Origin of the sequence: Rhizobium cauense, from assembly GCF_019511525.1 — a bacterium.
In the GTDB taxonomy this organism is placed as follows: domain Bacteria; phylum Pseudomonadota; class Alphaproteobacteria; order Rhizobiales; family Rhizobiaceae; genus Rhizobium; species Rhizobium cauense.
Map to the genome: position 1 here is coordinate 13,854 of NZ_JAEUAT010000019.1, position 15,841 is coordinate 29,694.

General features: G+C 58.6%; 16 protein-coding genes, 2 tRNA genes and 1 pseudogene. 12 read left to right on the plus strand and 7 right to left on the minus strand.

Annotated elements, in window-relative coordinates:
* Nucleotides 1-56: 56 nt before the first annotated feature.
* Complete coding sequence (locus JNB88_RS26555; protein ID WP_220358069.1) at nt 57-491, plus strand: CAP domain-containing protein; 435 nt, start codon at nt 57-59, stop codon at nt 489-491.
* Nucleotides 492-580: 89 nt separating this feature from the next.
* On the opposite strand, the gene JNB88_RS26560 is transcribed toward JNB88_RS26555, so the two are convergent.
* From JNB88_RS26560 to JNB88_RS26570, 3 genes are all read right to left on the minus strand, one after another.
* The gene (locus JNB88_RS26560) at nt 581-1,222 is read right to left on the minus strand and encodes an exopolysaccharide biosynthesis protein (protein ID WP_338111045.1); all 642 of its coding nucleotides are present in this window, start codon (nt 1,220-1,222) and stop codon (nt 581-583) included.
* Nucleotides 1,200-1,511, minus strand: a complete 312-nt coding sequence (locus JNB88_RS26565; RefSeq protein WP_220358070.1) for a hypothetical protein — start codon at nt 1,509-1,511, stop codon at nt 1,200-1,202. The genes JNB88_RS26560 and JNB88_RS26565 overlap by 23 nt, the downstream gene beginning before the upstream one ends.
* A 488-nt stretch (nt 1,512-1,999) precedes the next feature.
* On the minus strand, nt 2,000-2,446 hold the full coding sequence (locus JNB88_RS26570; RefSeq protein WP_338111046.1) for an RrF2 family transcriptional regulator: 447 nt from the start codon (nt 2,444-2,446) through the stop codon (nt 2,000-2,002).
* A gap of 75 nt (nt 2,447-2,521) precedes the next feature.
* Between JNB88_RS26570 and JNB88_RS26575 the strand changes: the two genes are divergently transcribed.
* From JNB88_RS26575 to JNB88_RS26590, 4 genes and pseudogenes are all read left to right on the plus strand, one after another.
* A complete protein-coding gene (locus JNB88_RS26575; RefSeq protein WP_220358072.1) occupies nt 2,522-3,187 on the plus strand; it encodes a TehB-like domain-containing protein in 666 nt (221 codons plus the stop codon).
* Between the two features lie 12 nt (nt 3,188-3,199).
* Complete coding sequence (gene hmpA / locus JNB88_RS26580; protein ID WP_220358073.1) at nt 3,200-4,414, plus strand: NO-inducible flavohemoprotein; 1,215 nt, start codon at nt 3,200-3,202, stop codon at nt 4,412-4,414.
* 188 nt (nt 4,415-4,602) lie between these two features.
* A pseudogene (locus JNB88_RS26585) lies at nt 4,603-4,830 on the plus strand (MBL fold metallo-hydrolase); the annotation flags it as partial.
* A gap of 329 nt (nt 4,831-5,159) precedes the next feature.
* A complete protein-coding gene (locus tag JNB88_RS26590; protein ID WP_223217346.1) occupies nt 5,160-6,311 on the plus strand; it encodes a hypothetical protein in 1,152 nt (383 codons plus the stop codon).
* A gap of 289 nt (nt 6,312-6,600) precedes the next feature.
* Here JNB88_RS26590 and JNB88_RS26595 read toward each other — a convergent pair.
* Nucleotides 6,601-6,677 (minus strand) — tRNA-Pro (locus tag JNB88_RS26595).
* A gap of 289 nt (nt 6,678-6,966) precedes the next feature.
* Here JNB88_RS26595 and JNB88_RS26600 point away from each other — a divergent pair.
* Together JNB88_RS26600 and JNB88_RS26605 are read left to right on the plus strand one after the other, a co-directional pair.
* Entirely contained in the window at nt 6,967-7,272 is a 306-nt protein-coding gene (locus JNB88_RS26600; RefSeq protein WP_220358074.1) for an ETC complex I subunit, read from the plus strand.
* Between the two features lie 46 nt (nt 7,273-7,318).
* Nucleotides 7,319-7,395 (plus strand) — tRNA-Arg (locus JNB88_RS26605).
* Between the two features lie 132 nt (nt 7,396-7,527).
* Here JNB88_RS26605 and JNB88_RS26610 read toward each other — a convergent pair.
* The 3 genes from JNB88_RS26610 to JNB88_RS26620 form a co-directional block, all read right to left on the minus strand.
* On the minus strand, nt 7,528-8,370 hold the full coding sequence (locus JNB88_RS26610; RefSeq protein WP_220358075.1) for an SDR family NAD(P)-dependent oxidoreductase: 843 nt from the start codon (nt 8,368-8,370) through the stop codon (nt 7,528-7,530).
* A 113-nt stretch (nt 8,371-8,483) separates the two neighbouring features.
* The gene (locus tag JNB88_RS26615) at nt 8,484-8,660 is read right to left on the minus strand and encodes a hypothetical protein (RefSeq protein ID WP_220358164.1); all 177 of its coding nucleotides are present in this window, start codon (nt 8,658-8,660) and stop codon (nt 8,484-8,486) included.
* A 105-nt stretch (nt 8,661-8,765) separates the two neighbouring features.
* Entirely contained in the window at nt 8,766-8,912 is a 147-nt protein-coding gene (locus tag JNB88_RS26620; protein ID WP_220358076.1) for a hypothetical protein, read from the minus strand.
* A 487-nt stretch (nt 8,913-9,399) separates the two neighbouring features.
* Here JNB88_RS26620 and JNB88_RS26625 point away from each other — a divergent pair, with 487 nt between their 5' ends.
* The 5 genes from JNB88_RS26625 (at nt 9,400) to JNB88_RS26645 (ending at nt 15,840) form a co-directional block, all read left to right on the plus strand.
* Nucleotides 9,400-10,446 carry a LacI family DNA-binding transcriptional regulator gene (locus tag JNB88_RS26625; RefSeq protein ID WP_037128687.1) on the plus strand — a complete coding sequence of 349 codons (1,047 nt, stop codon included), beginning with the start codon at nt 9,400-9,402 and terminating at the stop codon, nt 10,444-10,446.
* A 139-nt stretch (nt 10,447-10,585) separates the two neighbouring features.
* Nucleotides 10,586-12,199, plus strand: a complete 1,614-nt coding sequence (locus JNB88_RS26630) for an acyl CoA:acetate/3-ketoacid CoA transferase (RefSeq protein ID WP_220358077.1) — start codon at nt 10,586-10,588, stop codon at nt 12,197-12,199.
* A complete protein-coding gene (locus JNB88_RS26635) occupies nt 12,192-12,971 on the plus strand; it encodes an enoyl-CoA hydratase/isomerase family protein (RefSeq protein WP_220358078.1) in 780 nt (259 codons plus the stop codon). The genes JNB88_RS26630 and JNB88_RS26635 overlap by 8 nt, the downstream gene beginning before the upstream one ends.
* Nucleotides 12,965-14,491, plus strand: a complete 1,527-nt coding sequence (locus tag JNB88_RS26640) for an aldehyde dehydrogenase family protein (RefSeq protein ID WP_220358079.1) — start codon at nt 12,965-12,967, stop codon at nt 14,489-14,491. The genes JNB88_RS26635 and JNB88_RS26640 overlap by 7 nt, the downstream gene beginning before the upstream one ends.
* An 86-nt stretch (nt 14,492-14,577) precedes the next feature.
* Nucleotides 14,578-15,840 (plus strand): ABC transporter substrate-binding protein, encoded by a 1,263-nt coding sequence (locus tag JNB88_RS26645; protein WP_037128677.1) that lies wholly within the window; start codon nt 14,578-14,580, stop codon nt 15,838-15,840.
* The last annotated feature ends 1 nt before the right edge of the window (nt 15,841 follow it).

The window sequence follows — 15,841 nt, forward strand, 5'->3', positions numbered from 1 at the left end:
TGCGGAATTTCCGCCATGGCGTTTGGCATCTTTAGAGCGACGAGGAAAATTCGGCGATGAGAATTTTACGGACAGTTGCATTCGGGGTGTTGATTGCGGGGTGTCTGGGTGCCGCAAAAGCACCCGCCGCGACAGGGGACTTCGGAGGTCAGACGCTTAGTCTCATCAATTCCTACAGGACGAGCCGTGGCCTGCGTCCTCTGGCAGAAAGCGGAACTTTGAAAGCATTGGCGCGGCAACATAGTCGCTACCAGGCGGCACGGGGAAGCATGACTCACGCTGGCTTCCGCCAGAGATCGGCTCAAGCCAAGGCTGCCGGACTCAGCATCGTATGTTCAGAGAACGTAGGTGTCGGATATCGTAGCCCACAGCAGCTTTTCTCCGGGTGGAGGAACTCGCCGGGCCACAACACCAATCTCCTGCGCCCCAAGCTGCGATACGCGGCAGTATCCGTGGTCGGGAACTACTCAACCTTCTTTGCTTGTGAATAGCGTCCGCTGAGCGGAGTCTGAACCATCAGCGGGTGAAATCGGCGGACGTTCTGCGTCAGGCTTTCTCAGCGCTCCGGACAGGCCCGTCGCTAGGCGAGAGCAAGGATTGATGCCGCTCCCCGAAAAAGCAACGTCGTCACGACGGCGGCGGCGGCAGTCAGTGCCAGGCCGATCAAGATCGTCATACCATCGCGCTCGATCAAGCCGACTGCGATCACGCAAATCGCCATTGAAGGCACGACGTTGCCAAAGGGAATGGGCAACGCGATCACGATTGCTAGCGCAAAGACGGGGAGACCCAGGAGGGAGGGCAGAATCTGTCCTGCGAGCGCCTTCTTCATTCTTCCTGGTCGGACCACCTTTTCGACGCGCCTGACCACGGGCCCGGCATGATACTCCATTCCCTCGAACAGCTTCCGTGGCAACCGACGGCGTCGGAGAACCGAGGGAAGCCATGGGTTTCGAGCGCCGAGTGAAAGCTGCAACGAGATGATTGCGAGTGCTGATCCAAAAACGAAGCCGAAGGGGCCCGGTATCGGAATGAGCGGAGGTATGGCAAAAAGAAGAAGAAGGAATCCGAAACCGGACTGTCCCATCTCGTCGACGATCTCGCCAATCGTAAGACCATCCCGTTCGCGAGCGGTGGCGGCGAGATTTGAAAGCGTGCGTGATGCGGCACCCTTGGGTCGATGCTCCTGCGGCATGCCGTCAGGCCTCGCCGTCGTCGCCACGTGCGGCACCGAATATTTCGGTCAAGGCGCTGCAACGCGGATCGTTGACGTCAAACAGTTCGGCCGAAGACGTCCAGCCGCTCGCGATACCAACGGCAGTTACGATCGCCCAGTAGGGCTCCGCTTCGGCGCGCTCTAGCAGGCGAGGGGCGTGGGTTGCGATGCATTGCTGCGATTGCTGTATGGTCTCGATGGGGAGGTTTGCGCTGTTGATGCGCTCACTGATTTCCGCATGGAGTGGGTCGACGACGAACAGAGCAAAAAGCCAGGCGGCGATTTCAGAAATCAAGACGATATTTCCATGGCATCGGCGTAGATGTCGGAAATGGTCCGACATCACGAAAGTGCCGTTGCTTTCGCCAGAGGAGCCCGGACCAGCGGGTCGAGCCTTCATTTGGTGATCATGCGGCCGGTTTCAAGTGCCGCCTCGGGCCGCAATGTCCAATGCCGGAACTGGCAGTGTTTTTGTTGGCTGGCATCGGGCGCAACAACGCTGGTACAACGCTCACGCCGGCATATGTCTTTAACCGGGTGTTGCCCCTGGTGCGACCAGATGGCGCCCTAGTATCGCGGCAGCGAATTCCCACATTCATATCATGAAATACAAAACCGCAACCGCTCTCGCCATAACCGCCTTCATCGGACTCGCATGCCTGTTGCTGGTCACGATTTCGGTTGTCGGCCATACCGCAGCAGTCCCGCTCGTATAGGTTTGGTCGGGAGCATGCTGACCCGGATTGCTTGCAGGGTTGTCGCCCTCGGATTGGCCAGATAGCGCTAGCGATGACCCAAGAGGGCACGCAGCTGGTCTTTGCGGTGTACGAGATCGGCTACGCTGTACCGGTCGAAGACGCCGACGAACGCCGCGGTGGCCTCGGACAGGATACTTGGCATTCCGCAAGCTCGCTGTACGATACACTCCGAGCATTCCAGCAAATCCGTCAGACCCTCGGTGTGCCGTATCAGACGGCCGAGATTAATGCTGGTCGCCGGACTCCTCATGCGAATGCCGCCGCCTCGGCCGCGCACGGACTCGATGAAACCCGCGGCGGAAAGATCTTGAACGACCTTCATGAGATGATTTTGAGAGATCGAGAAAGCCGTCGCGATCTCGCGGATCGAACACAACTCGCCCTCGCGTGCGCCGAGGAACACCATCACTCGTATCCCATAGTCCGTGTATCTGGTTAACCGCATCGCACCTGCGTCAAAACGCCCGTTCATAAAAGATGCATTTCATTAGCATGTTTTTGGTTCGTGTAATAGATGCATATCAGATGCATGTTTAGGAGCCTGTCGATGGCAAACCTCACTGAAGCGCAGATTTCGGAAGTGCTGAGGGAATTCTACAGCCGAGTTCGCAAGGATGAGGAGCTCGGTCCGGTATTCGCTGTCGTCGAGGACTGGGACGAACACCTTACCCGACTCGAGGAGTTCTGGTCGTCACTGACCGCGATGAGTGGGAAGTACAAAGGCAATCCCATCGCGATGCATCTTATTCACGCGGGCAAAATGAGGCCCTCGATGTTCAATCGATGGCTGGCATTGTGGACGGAGACGACGAACGCGCTTGTCGAGCGGGAAACGGCGCAAATGATGCAGGCGAAAGCGGCACGGATCGCAGCGCGTCTATCCCATGCCATATTCAAGAATGCCATCGTCCCGGACCTTCAGAAGGATCTGCGGCCGCAACCCTTCCGGTCGTCAGCTGAATTCACCGAAGAAACCATCCCGCAGCAACTGCTCCGTTTGCACACCCTGGACCAAGACACTTGGGGGGTGCTCCGGGTGAGCCGAGGCAAGATCCGCTATCGCGAAGACACAACAGTGGCGGGAGAAGAGATAGGCCAGCGGGACAGCCGCGTAATTCCGCCCGGCATTCCCCATCAGCTGGAGGTGATCGGTCCGTTCAGTCTCAAGATCGATTTCTATGATCGTAATCCATCCGAATACCTGAAAGTATGAAAGGAAACATCCATGCCGAAGCCCTTAACTCCTCGTACAATCGAACTGGTCAAGCAGAGCGTTCCGGCCCTTGCCGCCAACGGCCCGGACATCACGCGCCGCATGTATTCGATACTCTTTCAGGACGACCATATCAGGGAGTTGTTCAACCATGCGAACCAGGGGGAGGGCGGCTCTCAGGTGAAGGCTCTGGCCGCTGCCATCCTGGCTTACGCACAAAACGTCGAAAATTTATCCGTACTCCTTCCCGTGGTGGAGCGTATAGCGCACAAGCATATCGGGTATCATATCCTCCCGGAACATTATCCGTACGTCGCCAATGCGTTGCTTGCGGCAATCAAAGACGTGCTCGGTGACGCGGCAACAACCGAGTTGCTGGAGGCCTGGGGTGAAGCCTACTGGTTCCTTGCTGACATCCTCAAGGAACGGGAAGCTGATATCCGGTCTCAGTTGGAAGCCCAAGATGGCGGATGGACGGGATGGCGCGAGTTCAGGATAGAGGAACGGGCACGCGAGAGCAGCGTCGTGACCTCTTTCGTTGTTAGGCCGGTCGATGGTGGTCCTGTTGTTCGACATAAGCCGGGCCAGTATCTCACCGTCCGCCTCACGCTTCCGGACGGTCGCACAATCAAGCGCAACTACTCGATATCAACCGCACCAAACGATCAGGCATACCGTATTTCTGTTAAGCGGGAAGCCAACGGGCAGGGTGCGTCGAGATACCTCCATGATGCGGCGGAGGTTGGCACGGTTCTGGAAGTTACGCCGCCTGCCGGCGATTTTTATCTTCCTGACGAACCGCAGGCTCCCGTTGTTCTGTTGTCTGGCGGTGTCGGTCTAACGCCGATGATCAGCATTCTGGAGACGATCGCGACGGAGTATCCCGAAGTCGAAACGCACTTCGTTCACGGCGCCCTGAATGGGAAAACTCATGCGATGGATCGCCATGTCCGAACCCTGGCAAGCAAGCATGGGCGCTCGACGGTCAAGACATTCTATAGCGAACCTTCGAGTGAGGACGCGGCCGGCTATTCTCATGACCATGACGGCTTTATCACTGTCCCATGGTTGGAGCGGAACACGCCGTTTGGTTCCGCGGATTTCTACCTCTGCGGCCCCAGGCCTTTCCTTGCTGCTCTGGTCGGCGGATTGACGAAGGCCGGCGTCCCCTCGAGCCGAATACACTATGAATTCTTCGGTCCAACCGATGACGTTCTTGCTGCTTGACACGTCAAACTAAGATGGAGGCCCCACCATGGCTTGAGGCCCCATCGATCGCGGGGTCTTCCGCCGTCCTGGCACTGGCGACCGATGTGGATCGCCAGTTAACAATACGCGCCGGTGGGTTCGCCCAGAGTCCGAGTAAAGGTCAGCGATAGAGGAGGTCATCTAGCTCCGGATGCGTCGCCATATACACGTTTGCCGGTGACGCCGTGTTTGCAGTGGGTTTCGATCAGCCTGATTGGCACAACGGTTTCGAGCACGACCCCGAAGAAGCGGCTCGTGTCCGGATCGATCTCTTGCGGGAGCTGTCGGTGAGTGGCGAGTTGCTTGTGGCAACCCACCTGCCGTTTCCCTCGGTTGGCCGCGTGGCGGTCGCTGGCGATGCGTTTCGCTGGGTGCCAGTCTTCTGGGACTACTGATTGCTAGTGGACCAGGGAGAGATTTGCCTCTACCTGTATAGTACTGGCGCGTTTTGTCACTAATAGTTCCTGTACGAGGTCCCGGCAGTAGCTGCGACCTCGTACTAGTTGGCCATATCATTTCAGTATTATTGAACTCAATCTTGTAGCTTATAGATCCCGGTCTTTCGCCGACTTCTATCCCTGCTGTCTCCAACCATCCGTGCGGTCACTTGTTGCGGCCTTGCCGCAGGCAGGGACTCCTCGATCAAGTCCACCTCGCTTTTGGCGGACGAACCAATTGTCGCGTGACCTTTCAGTGCAACCATTCTCTCTAAGAAAGTGACTCCATGCGGAAGCAGATCCTACCGCGAATACTGGTTCTCCCTGCGGCGGCGACGATCACCCTGGTCCCAGTCTCCGCACTCGCCCATGTAAAGTGGTTTGCGCCTTATATCGTGGGCGCTCCGCCGGAGCCGATTAGCAGCACATTGGGGGATATGTGGTTCTGGACAGGTATCGCCCTCGTCCTAACATTCTTCATCCTGGCCCGCATGATAGAACGGACGTCGATAGGCGAGGAAGCCATCAGCACGTTGAACTGGATGACGGATCCCCTTTGGAGGCGGCAGGACGACTACATCAGGTCGATCATCGCGGCGTTCTTCGTGGCCATTTTTGCCGTCGGCGGCGTGTACCTGACACCGGACCTCAAGACGCCCGCCGAGTGGGTTTCATGGCTTCAGCTTGTAATCGCGTGCTGCATATTTTCCAGACGGACGATGCCTATTGCTGGAATTGGGATCATTGCCCTCTGGATACTTGCTCTGCGGGACTATGAACTCTTCCACCTTTTCGACTACCTCGCGCTTGGGCTTGGTGTCGCCGGATATCTCATACTTGAGCCTCTTAAGAATGAAGAATTGCGGTCGCGCCGTTTCGAGGCTCTGCGGTGGGGCCTTGCTATCGCGCTGATGTGGTCGAGCCTCGAAAAATTTGCGTTCCCGAGCTGGTTCTATCCTCTGGTTGTCGAGAAGCCGTTCCTTACGTTTGGCATGCCACGAGACGTCTTCATTCCCATGGCCGGGGTCACCGAGTTCACTCTTGGTTTCGGTTTGCTGTGGACGCCCTTAATCCGGAGGCTGTCCGCAATTGCGTTGCTCGTCATCTTCACAGCGGCTGTATGGCCATTCGGGCGTGTAGACCTGATTGGTCACGGCTTGATCATGGCTATTTTGATCGCGGTCGCGGCGGACCATCGCAAAGGCGTTGACTTGATGACTGTCTTCAAACGCCGATTGGTCAACATCCCTGTCGGGCTCTCCGGCGCGCTGGTCATCTTCTGCACGGCATATTGGGGGCTACACGGTGCGTTCTACGGGACGAGCCAGGATGCTGCTGTCGGTGAGGCAGCGAAGACAACTCACAGCTATAGTGCTGAGTATCCTCATGGTCCGGGCGGAGCGGAAGACCACAAGGCGGAGCCGCATTCACATCCATAAGGCCGTCTGCGATTTGCCGATATCGGGGTCTGCATTGCTTAGCGAGCAATGCAGACCCAATGCTGTTAAAGGAACCGCGACGATCACCAAGTCAGCCAGCACCTCTCGTCGCTCGCTTGAACGCATGGCTGCCCCGGTCTGAGGCAGCGTGGTATCGCTCTCGTCGCAATATGAGCAACGCCGCCAATTCCAGATGACGAGAAACCGAAGGTTGGCGGTTTCGGTGGCGTCAATTTCTTGAGATTGTTTAAGATTTCGCCGTTAGGCCTTGCCCTGTGGGGAAGGGCGGTGGTCGGAGTGGAGAGATTCGAACTCCCGACCCTCTGGTCCCAAACCAGATGCGCTACCAGACTGCGCTACACTCCGTGCCGACGAGGGAGGGCAATACACGGTTCGCTTCGTGCCCGCAATATCTAAATCGCCTATCCCCATGCTGAATCTTGTAGTCAACCTTTGCGAGGTCAATCTCGGGAGGAGCGGCGTTGGCGCGGCCGGATGCGGTGTCGCGAGGCGCGGCTTTTTTCTTGAAAAGAAAGGGATTCGCCGCTAAGCAAAATTCATCTCTTCGTGCGATGCTTCGGATGAAGGGAGGCTCTGGATATGGGGCCGAGTGAAGTTTCGTGTGCGAAAGCCGCTAATTCGGAGGCGTGCAGCAATGTCTGCCAAGATCTACCGTCCTGCCAAAACCGCGATGCAATCCGGCAAGGCAAAGACAAATATTTGGGTTCTTGAGTTCGATCAGGAAACGCCGCGCACCATCGACCCCATCATGGGCTACACGTCGTCTTCGGACATGCGCCAGCAGTTGAAGCTGACCTTTCAAACGCAGGAACTCGCCGAGGCCTACGCGAAGCGCAACGGTATCGAGTATCGGGTCATTACCCCGAAGGATCCACAACGCCAGACCGTGGCCTATCCCGACAATTTCCGCTATACGCGGACGCAGCCCTGGACGCACTGATCCGCGTTCAGCCATGCCGATTCGACCGGAGGCAATCCGGTCATGCGGCCCCTTAGCTCAGCTGGATAGAGCACCTGCCTTCTAAGCAGGTTGTCGCAGGTTCGATTCCTGCAGGGGTCGCCAGCTATCTTCTTGAAATGTAATAGAAACTATCTTCTACATCTATCAATGTTGCCCGCAGAAAGGGACGCAAAGTCCCGAAAAAATCCCGGACCATCGCATTCCGATCAATTCTCTCCTGCTTATGAGTTGTGTTCAGCCTTTCGCAAAGTCCGCCACTGTGAGCGGAACGGGTCTGTAACCGTCAACGTCGGCAATGTCGTATTCCCGACCCAGTTCCGCCGCGACCAAGACCTGCCCGGATTTTGATATCAGCGCGGGATCCCGCCAAAGTCCGGCAATGATGTGGCCGATGAACCGGGGGGTCTCGGAGTTGGACAGGTCGAAGTATTCGGCGTTCTGCAACACGGCTTCGGTGCGTACCAGACCGGGATAGAGTGCGACGGCGGCGACATTGTGCGGGCGAAGCTCATGCGCGAAGTCCGCGGCCATCTTATCGGCCGCAGCTTTGGCCATGCCATAGATCGCGTTGCCGTCGTAGAGTTGAGCTGCCCAGAATGAAATATTGACGATCAGACCGCGCTGCCTGGAGATCATTATCGGTGCCGCTGCACGCGATATCATGAACGCGGCCCTCAGCGCAGTGCCCATCATTGCGTCCCACCGCCAGATGGGCTGCTCCCAGAAAGGTCGAGGCCAGGTAAAGTCGCCATCCTCAACCATATTCTCATAGCCGGGCCATGCATTGTTTACCAGAATATCCAGCCTGTTACCGGCGCGAATCTCTTCCGCCACGCGCTCGGTTTCGGCATCGTTGCTGTGGTCGCAATGATGGATGACAACCCGTCCCGATAGTTTCGCAGCTTCAAGCTCGAGCCCCTCAAGCGATCCCGTCCGGTTGCCTCCGAGCCTTGCGTCGCTCTCAGAACGCGTCCTGCCGGTAACGTGTACCGTAGCGCCCTCCGCGAGCAGCGCGAGCGCAATTCCCCGACCGACACCGCGGCTTCCGCCTGTTACCAGGGCGACGACATCTTTCATGCTTGCTGAACTCCCGTCGACGACCCTTTGCAAGCGCGTGATTGTGCCTGGCCCCACGGGCTCCGGGTCAGTTTGAGCGTCTGGCTTTCAACGTCAGAGCGGCAGGCGTCGACTTACCTTCGGGGAAAGTTGTTCCAACCCGACGCGCGCGCCTTGGCGAACACGATCTTGAGTTCGTGCCCCAAGTAGAGAATGCCAAAAATGACGATGATTGTGACGATGTCCCACATGCGCGTTCCCCTCTGCAATGTCCGGGTCACGCCCGACATTCTGGCACCAATATGAAGCATAAAAGTGTCTCGAGCCTTACAGCCGGTACAAAAGATCGTGAGGCGCCACTGTCGGTTCCTCGCAAATACGAAAGGGCTGTACGGGTTGGCGGCAGAAGTTCGCCTTCACTGCGATGAATATACGAAAGCAGCCTTATAAACTGCGATGAACCCGCCGATCGCAACCACTGCTGCCAACGCCATTGCAAGCAGGATTACCGCCTTGGTCGCCTTGCTGTTGCCAGGCGTCTGATCACCATCCTCATTACGCACCGTTCCTATCCCTCATTCTCTACTCATCGAATTCCGGGCGGTCGGTGGCGACGACAGTCTCGACCATGCCCGCCGAAGGTCTTGAAGGAATTCGACGTGGGGAGTCAATTGCTGCCTCGTCATGGCCAGATCTATTGTCGTTTCCGCGGCTCTATTTGGCTAGGCCCTGGTCGAAATGCGGGCTTTCACTTTTCACGCTGCGATCGTTTTCTCACGTCAATTGGAACCCGCTTCCAGCCGATCGCAGCCCATTCCTGGAGAATGGTAATTTGGAACGTTCCAATTATTCCTGGTGTTTGAAGACTTGCTTAGTGGCCAATACCGATCTGATGGGATCGAGTTGCGTTGGCATTAAAATTGAACATTCACAGATAATCCATCGTCATCGCGTTCACCTAAAGGGGTTTTCTCTGTCGAAGTTTGTGCTTGACAAATTTGGAACGTTCCAACTAATTACCGGCGAAGTGGCGAAAGCCGGGAGGAATCCATGACGAAGGGGCGGGTGACCGTCATTGACATCGCGAAAGCTGCCGGCGTTTCGAAGTCGACGGTTTCGCTGGTGCTGCAGGGGTCTCCGCTCGTAAGCGAAGCGACGCGATCCAAGGTGAATGCAGCAATGCGTGATCTCGGTTACGTCTACAATCGCGGGGCAGCCAATCTGCGCCAACCGAGTGCGAAGTCGAAGATCATCGGTGTCGTCGTCAACGATCTCACAAACAGCTTTTTTGCCGAGCTTGCCGTCGGCGTCGACATGGTCGTGCAGTCGGCCGGATTCGTGCAATTCCTCTCGAACACCAGCGAAAACATTGACAGGCAGCGTGAGGTCATCGCCTCGATGAGGGAGCACGGCATTTCCGGGCTTATTGTTTCGCCCGCGCGCGCAACGGAAGCGGCCGATTTCAAGCCGCTTGTCGCCGCAGGCATACCTGTTGTCGTCGTTGTTCGCAGCCTGCCAGGCTCGAAGGTTTCGTCGATCGTATCCGACAATGCAGGAGGAACCGCGGCGGCCGTCGAGCACCTGGCGTCCCTCGGGCACACGCGAATCGCATTCCTCGGCGGATTTCCCGATACCGCAGTCTTCGAGGAGCGCCTTGCAGGCTACGTCGACGGCATGAATGCCGCAGGCCTCGGCTTTCGCCAGGAACTTGTCGTCTCGTCGGCGCCATCAAGAGCGGGAGGGGCCGATGCGATCGGGTGGGCAATGGCCATGAGCGATCGACCGACGGCTGCGGTTTGCTTCAATGACGCCGTCGCCTTCGGCGCCTGTGATGGGCTACGCGCACGACATATGGAGCCGGGGCGGGACTTTGCAGTCGTCGGCTTCGACGACGTGATCGAGGCTCAGACGGCGGTGCCGGCTCTTACGACGATTTCCGTCGATCCGCAAAGCATGGGCCGACGCGCGGCTCAGCTTCTCCTCAAGCAGATCAATGCCGGCAAAGCCGAGCCCGAGAGTGTGACAACCGCCGTCCGGCTCGTGGTTCGCGAGAGCTGCGGAGCTGCAGAGCGAAAGTCAGGGAGAAAGATGGCGTGAGAGTTCGTTGTAAATTCCGTGGCGGGGCGATTGGCGCAATTCGCGGTGTTGGCGGCGAAATCCTGTCCGCCGCGACCGTGCCTTTTGCCGCGAGGACCGGCACAGCCGGGAAACTCGAATCTGGATCTGAGGCCTTGAAATGAGCAAGCACATCACCCCAGCCGAGGCCGCCGCACTGATCCCCGACGGGGCCGTTGTGTCGGTGTCGTCGTCCAGCGGCCTTGGCTGCCCCGATCTGATGCTGAGGGCGATCGGTGAACGGTTCGATGAGACCGGCCACCCGCGGGACATCACGACGCTGCATCCGATCGCAGCGGGTGACATGAGCGGTATCAAGGGCGTCGACTACATCGCCAAGAAGGGGCTGCTCAAGCGTATCATCGGCGGCTCCTATCCATCCGGACCGTCAGGTGCGGAACCGCCGTTGATATGGCAGATGATCACGAGCAACGAGATACCGGCCTACAACATTCCCTCCGGAATCATGTTCGACATTCACCGCGAAGCGGCCGCCAAACGGCCAGGGGTCCTCACGAAAGTCGGCATGGACACCTTCGTTGATCCTCGGAAGCAGGGGTGTGCGATGAATGCGCTCGGGTCGGAGGAGGCGGTGGTCAAGCGCGTTTCGTTCGAAGGGGAGGACTGGCTTTTCTTCCCGTCGATCGTGCCACAGGTGGCGATTATTCGCGCCACGACCGCGGACGAGCGCGGCAACCTCACCTATGAACACGAGGGCGCGTACCTTGGCGGGCTGGACCAGGCGTTGGCTGCCCGCAACAACGGCGGCATCGTCATCGCCCAGGTCAAGCGCATTGCCAAGGAAGGGTCGCTGAAGCCGCACGACGTGCGCATACCCGGCATGCTGGTGGACTACGTGATCGTCGATCCGGACCAGAAGCAAACCACTCAAACGCTCTACGATCCAGCTATATCAGGCGAGGTTTTCCGGCCGCTGGACAGTTTCCGTGTGCCGGAATTCAATATTCAGAAGGTCATTGCGCGCCGCGTTGCACAGGAATTGCAGGCCGGCAGTTGCGTCAATCTCGGTTTCGGGATCTCAGCCAACGTGCCGCGAATCCTGCTGGAAGAAGGGCTGCACGGCTCGGTCACCTGGGTCATCGAGCAGGGTGCTGTCGGTGGTGTTCCCCTGCTGGACTTCGCTTTCGGCTGCGCGTCGAACGCCGACGCCTACATGCCGTCTCCATACCAGTTCACCTATTTCCAAGGCGCAGGCTTCGACGCGTCGCTCCTGTCTTTCCTCGAGATTGGCAAGGACGGGTCCGTCAATGTCTCGAAGCTCTCGTTCCGACCCCACGTGACAGCTGGTGCCGGGGGCTTCGTCGACATCACTGCGCGTGCCAAGAAGATCGTGTTCTCCGGTATGTTCAACGCAGGGGCAAAGCTTGCAATCGCCGACGGCAGGCTTGTCATCGAGAAGGAAGGCAAGCTGAAAAAGCTCGTCAACGAGGTCGAGCATGTCACCTTCTCGGGTAGCCGGGCGATCGAGCAAGGCCAGGACATCACCTATGTCACTGAGCGGTGCGTGATGAAATTGACGCCCGAAGGCGTTGTCCTGACCGAAATCGCGCCGGGCGTCGATCTGCAATCCCACATCCTTGACCAATCGGAGTTCCCGCTCATTGTGGCCAAGGACCTCAAGATCATGGACGCCAAGCTCTTTGGCGAAGCAAGCATAGGTTTGTCCCTGCCGCGGAAGGGTGCTCGCGTCCTGGAAGGCGTCTTCAATGGCTAGCGGCACGGTGAAGATCGATGTCGAAGGTCACGTCGCGATCATGACTGTGTCGCGGCCGGAGAAGCTCAACGCTCTCGATCTGGACATGCTGAAGGCGCTTGCTGAGGCTGCTGATGAAGTCGAGGCAAACGCCGAGGTGCGCGTGGCGATCCTGACGGGCGAGGGAAAGGGCTTCTCGGCGGGAGGCGATATCAAGGCCTGGGGGGGCATGCAGCCTCAGGAGTTCGGCCATGCCTGGGTCCGCCATGGGCATCGCGTCTTCGAAAGACTCGCGACCCTCCGCGTCCCTTTGATCGCAGCTTTGAATGGACATGCGCTTGGTGGAGGGTTGGAGCTTGCAGGTGTCGCCGACATTCGCATTGCCGAGGAGCACATCAAGATTGGACTTCCGGAAACGGGTCTCGGCATGGTTCCTGGTTGGTCCGGCACACAACGCCTCGTGAAGCGCTTCGGTGCGCAGGTGGTTCGCCGCATGGCGTTGGGCGGGGAGATTTTCAGTGCCGAGGAAGCGCGTGCGCTTGGCATCGTGGATGCGGTCACGGCGAGCGGGAACGCGGTCAATGCGGCGAACGAGTATGCACAACGGGTGTCTGCAAGAGGACCAGCTGCACTCGAAATCGTGAAGCTGATGATCGCGTCGGCAAGTGGCGAGGATAATGGCACGGCCGTCGAAGCGCTGGGTTCGATCCTCGCTGCGAAAACCGCCGACCTCAGGGAGGGCGTCGCGTCTTTCAGCGAGAAGCGCCCGGCGAAGTTCAAGGGAGAATGGTAATGACGGTTCTGGTCAATCCGAAGGCGCTAGACGACCACAAGGCACGTGACTTCGGGATGCTGATCGACGGGAAGTGGGAGGCCGGATCCTCTCAGCCGATCGAGCGCATTGCCCCAAGTCACGGTGTCGTGGTGAGCCGCTTTACAGCGGGCAGCAGGGCGGATGCGGAACGTGCGATCGCTGCCGCTCGCAAAGCCTTCGATCATGGCCCTTGGCCGCGGATGACGGCTTCGGAACGGTCTGCGATTTTGCTCAAGGCCGCCGACTTGATTGCAGCCCGCGCGGAAGAGCTGGCCTTCCTGGATGCAATCGAGGCCGGCAAGCCGATTTCCCAGGTGCGCGGTGAGATCGCCGGCTCGGTTGATATCTGGCGATATGCTGCTGCGCTGGCTCGCGATCTGCATGGTGAAAGCTACAACACGCTCGGAGACGGGACGCTCGGTGTCGTCTTGCGTGAAGCGATTGGCGTGGTGTCGATCATCACGCCTTGGAACTTTCCCTTCCTGATTGTTGGCCAGAAGCTTCCCTTCGCACTGGCGGCTGGCTGCACGACGGTCGTCAAGCCTTCGGAATTGACTTCCGGATCCACGATCGTTCTCGGCGAAATCCTGCAGGAAGCAGGCGTTCCGGCTGGCGTTGTCAATATTGTCACCGGCACGGGACCTGAGGTGGGGGCCGTCATGACGTCGCATCCTGAGGTCGATATGGTGTCGTTCACCGGCTCGACCGGAGTCGGCAAACTTACCATGACCAACGCGGCACAGACGCTAAAGAAAGTCTCGCTGGAATTGGGTGGCAAGAACCCGCAGATCGTGTTCCCGGATGCCGATCTCGATGCGTTCATCGACGCGGCTGTCTTCGGCGCATATTTCAATGCCGGCGAATGCTGCAATGCGGGTTCCCGTCTGATCCTCCACAAGAGCATAGCTTCCGATGTCGTGAAGCGGGTCGGAGAACTCGCGAAGGCCGTCAAGGTGGGTGATCCACTCGATCCAACGACGCAAGTTGGTGCTATCATCACACCGCAACATCTGGAAAAGATCGTGGGCTACGTGTCTGGTGCGAAAGGCAGCGGCGCACGGATAGCCTACGGTGGCGAAACGCTCGACCTGGGCATGGGCCAATTCATGGCACCGACCATTCTTGAGGCTGTCGTGCCTGAAATGGCTGTCGCTCGGGAAGAGGTGTTCGGCCCGGTCCTGTCCGTTCTGACGTTCGAGACGACTGAGGAAGCGATCCGGATCGCGAATGCGATTGATTACGGTCTTTCGGCCGGCGTCTGGAGCCGCGACTTCGATACGTGCCTGACCATTGGGCGAAGGGTGCGCGCCGGAACGGTCTGGATGAACACTTTCATGGACGGGGCCTCTGAGCTGCCGTTTGGGGGCTACAAGCAGTCTGGTCTCGGCCGCGAACTCGGCCGCCACGCCGTGGAGGACTATACGGAGACAAAGACGCTCAACATGCACATTGGCGGCCGGACCAGCTGGTGGATGCCGCAGAGGGAAAAGCTGGCGTAGCTGGCTGGAGGGACCACGCTCGAGGAGGGCGGGGAATTGGAACGGAAATGGGTTCCGTTTCATGCTTGTAAACTGGGAGGTTTAACATGCGCAGGTTTTTGACGGCGACCGCAGTGGTCGCATTGACAGTGGGCGCGGCGGGCGGCTTGGCGCGCGCTGACGACGTGAAGGAAGTGCAGATGCTGCATTGGTGGACGTCGGGCGGCGAAGCAGCGGCCTTGAACGTCCTCAAGGAGGATCTGGCGAAGGAAGGGTTTGCCTGGAAGGACGTGCCGGTTGCCGGCGGCGGTGGTGATGCGGCGATGACCGCGCTGAAGGCCATGGTTGCCGCGGGCACCTATCCGACAGCGTCCCAGATGCTCGGCTACACCGTTCTCGACTACGCGCAGGCTGGTGTCATGGGTGACCTGACGGAGACGGCTACGAAGGAAGGTTGGGACAAGTCCGTTCCTGCGGCTCTGCAGAAGTTCTCCGTTTATGACGGCAAGTGGGTCGCTGCGCCTGTTAACGTTCACTCGGTCAATTGGCTGTGGATCAACAAGGCGGTCATGGACAAGATCGGCGGCACCGAGCCGAAGACCTTCGACGACTTGATCGCGTTGCTCGACAAGGCCAAGGCGGCCGGTGTCACCCCACTCGCACTCGGCGGTCAGAACTGGCAGGAAGCCACGATGTTCGACTCGATCGTACTGTCGACGGGCGGGCCTGAATTCTACAAGAAGGCCATGAACGATCTCGACGAGGAGTCGCTGAAGTCGGACACGATGAAGAAGTCGTTCGACAACCTCCAGAAGATCGTCCAGTACGTCGACCCGAACTTCTCCGGACGTGACTGGAACCTCGCAACGGCCATGGTCATCAAGGGCGATGCGCTTGTTCAGGTCATGGGCGACTGGGCAAAGGGCGAGTTCGTGGCGGCCAAGAAGACGCCTGACACGGACTTCTTGTGCTACCGCTTCCCGGGCACTGATGGCAGCGTGATCTACAACTCCGACATGTTCGGCATGTTCAACGTGCCTGACGATCGCAAGGCGGCTCAGGTCGCGCTGGCAACGGCAACTCTTTCCAAGAGCTTCCAGTCTGCGTTCAACGTCGTCAAGGGCTCTGTTCCTGCCCGTACGGACGTTCCGGATACCGACTTCGACGCTTGCGGCAAGAAGGGTATCGCTGACCTGAAGAAGGCGAACGAAGGCGGCACGCTGTTCGGTTCGCTGGCACAGGGCTATGGCGCTCCTCCGGCAGTCGCGAATGCCTACAAGGACGTCGTCTCCAAGTTCGTCCATGGCCAGATCAAGACCTCCGATCAGGCGGTCGAAGAACTCGTCAAGGCAATTGAGGACGCCAAGTAAT

Bases quoted from the DNA above. Each gene is read 5' to 3' on its own strand.
- JNB88_RS26570 (WP_338111046.1), bottom strand. From the start codon at position 2,446: ATGAACGGGCGTTTTGACGCAGGTGCGATGCGGTTAACCAGATACACG.
- JNB88_RS26555 (WP_220358069.1), top strand. From the start codon at position 57: ATGAGAATTTTACGGACAGTTGCATTCGGGGTGTTGATTGCGGGGTGT.
- JNB88_RS26635 (WP_220358078.1), top strand. From the start codon at position 12,192: ATGGCTAGCGGCACGGTGAAGATCGATGTCGAAGGTCACGTCGCGATC.
- JNB88_RS26630 (WP_220358077.1), top strand. From the start codon at position 10,586: ATGAGCAAGCACATCACCCCAGCCGAGGCCGCCGCACTGATCCCCGAC.
- hmpA (WP_220358073.1), top strand. From the start codon at position 3,200: ATGCCGAAGCCCTTAACTCCTCGTACAATCGAACTGGTCAAGCAGAGC.
- JNB88_RS26625 (WP_037128687.1), top strand. From the start codon at position 9,400: ATGACGAAGGGGCGGGTGACCGTCATTGACATCGCGAAAGCTGCCGGC.
- JNB88_RS26610 (WP_220358075.1), bottom strand. From the start codon at position 8,370: ATGAAAGATGTCGTCGCCCTGGTAACAGGCGGAAGCCGCGGTGTCGGT.
- JNB88_RS26640 (WP_220358079.1), top strand. From the start codon at position 12,965: ATGGTAATGACGGTTCTGGTCAATCCGAAGGCGCTAGACGACCACAAG.
- JNB88_RS26645 (WP_037128677.1), top strand. From the start codon at position 14,578: ATGCGCAGGTTTTTGACGGCGACCGCAGTGGTCGCATTGACAGTGGGC.
- JNB88_RS26575 (WP_220358072.1), top strand. From the start codon at position 2,522: ATGGCAAACCTCACTGAAGCGCAGATTTCGGAAGTGCTGAGGGAATTC.
- JNB88_RS26615 (WP_220358164.1), bottom strand. From the start codon at position 8,660: ATGCTTCATATTGGTGCCAGAATGTCGGGCGTGACCCGGACATTGCAG.
- JNB88_RS26600 (WP_220358074.1), top strand. From the start codon at position 6,967: ATGTCTGCCAAGATCTACCGTCCTGCCAAAACCGCGATGCAATCCGGC.
- JNB88_RS26590 (WP_223217346.1), top strand. From the start codon at position 5,160: ATGCGGAAGCAGATCCTACCGCGAATACTGGTTCTCCCTGCGGCGGCG.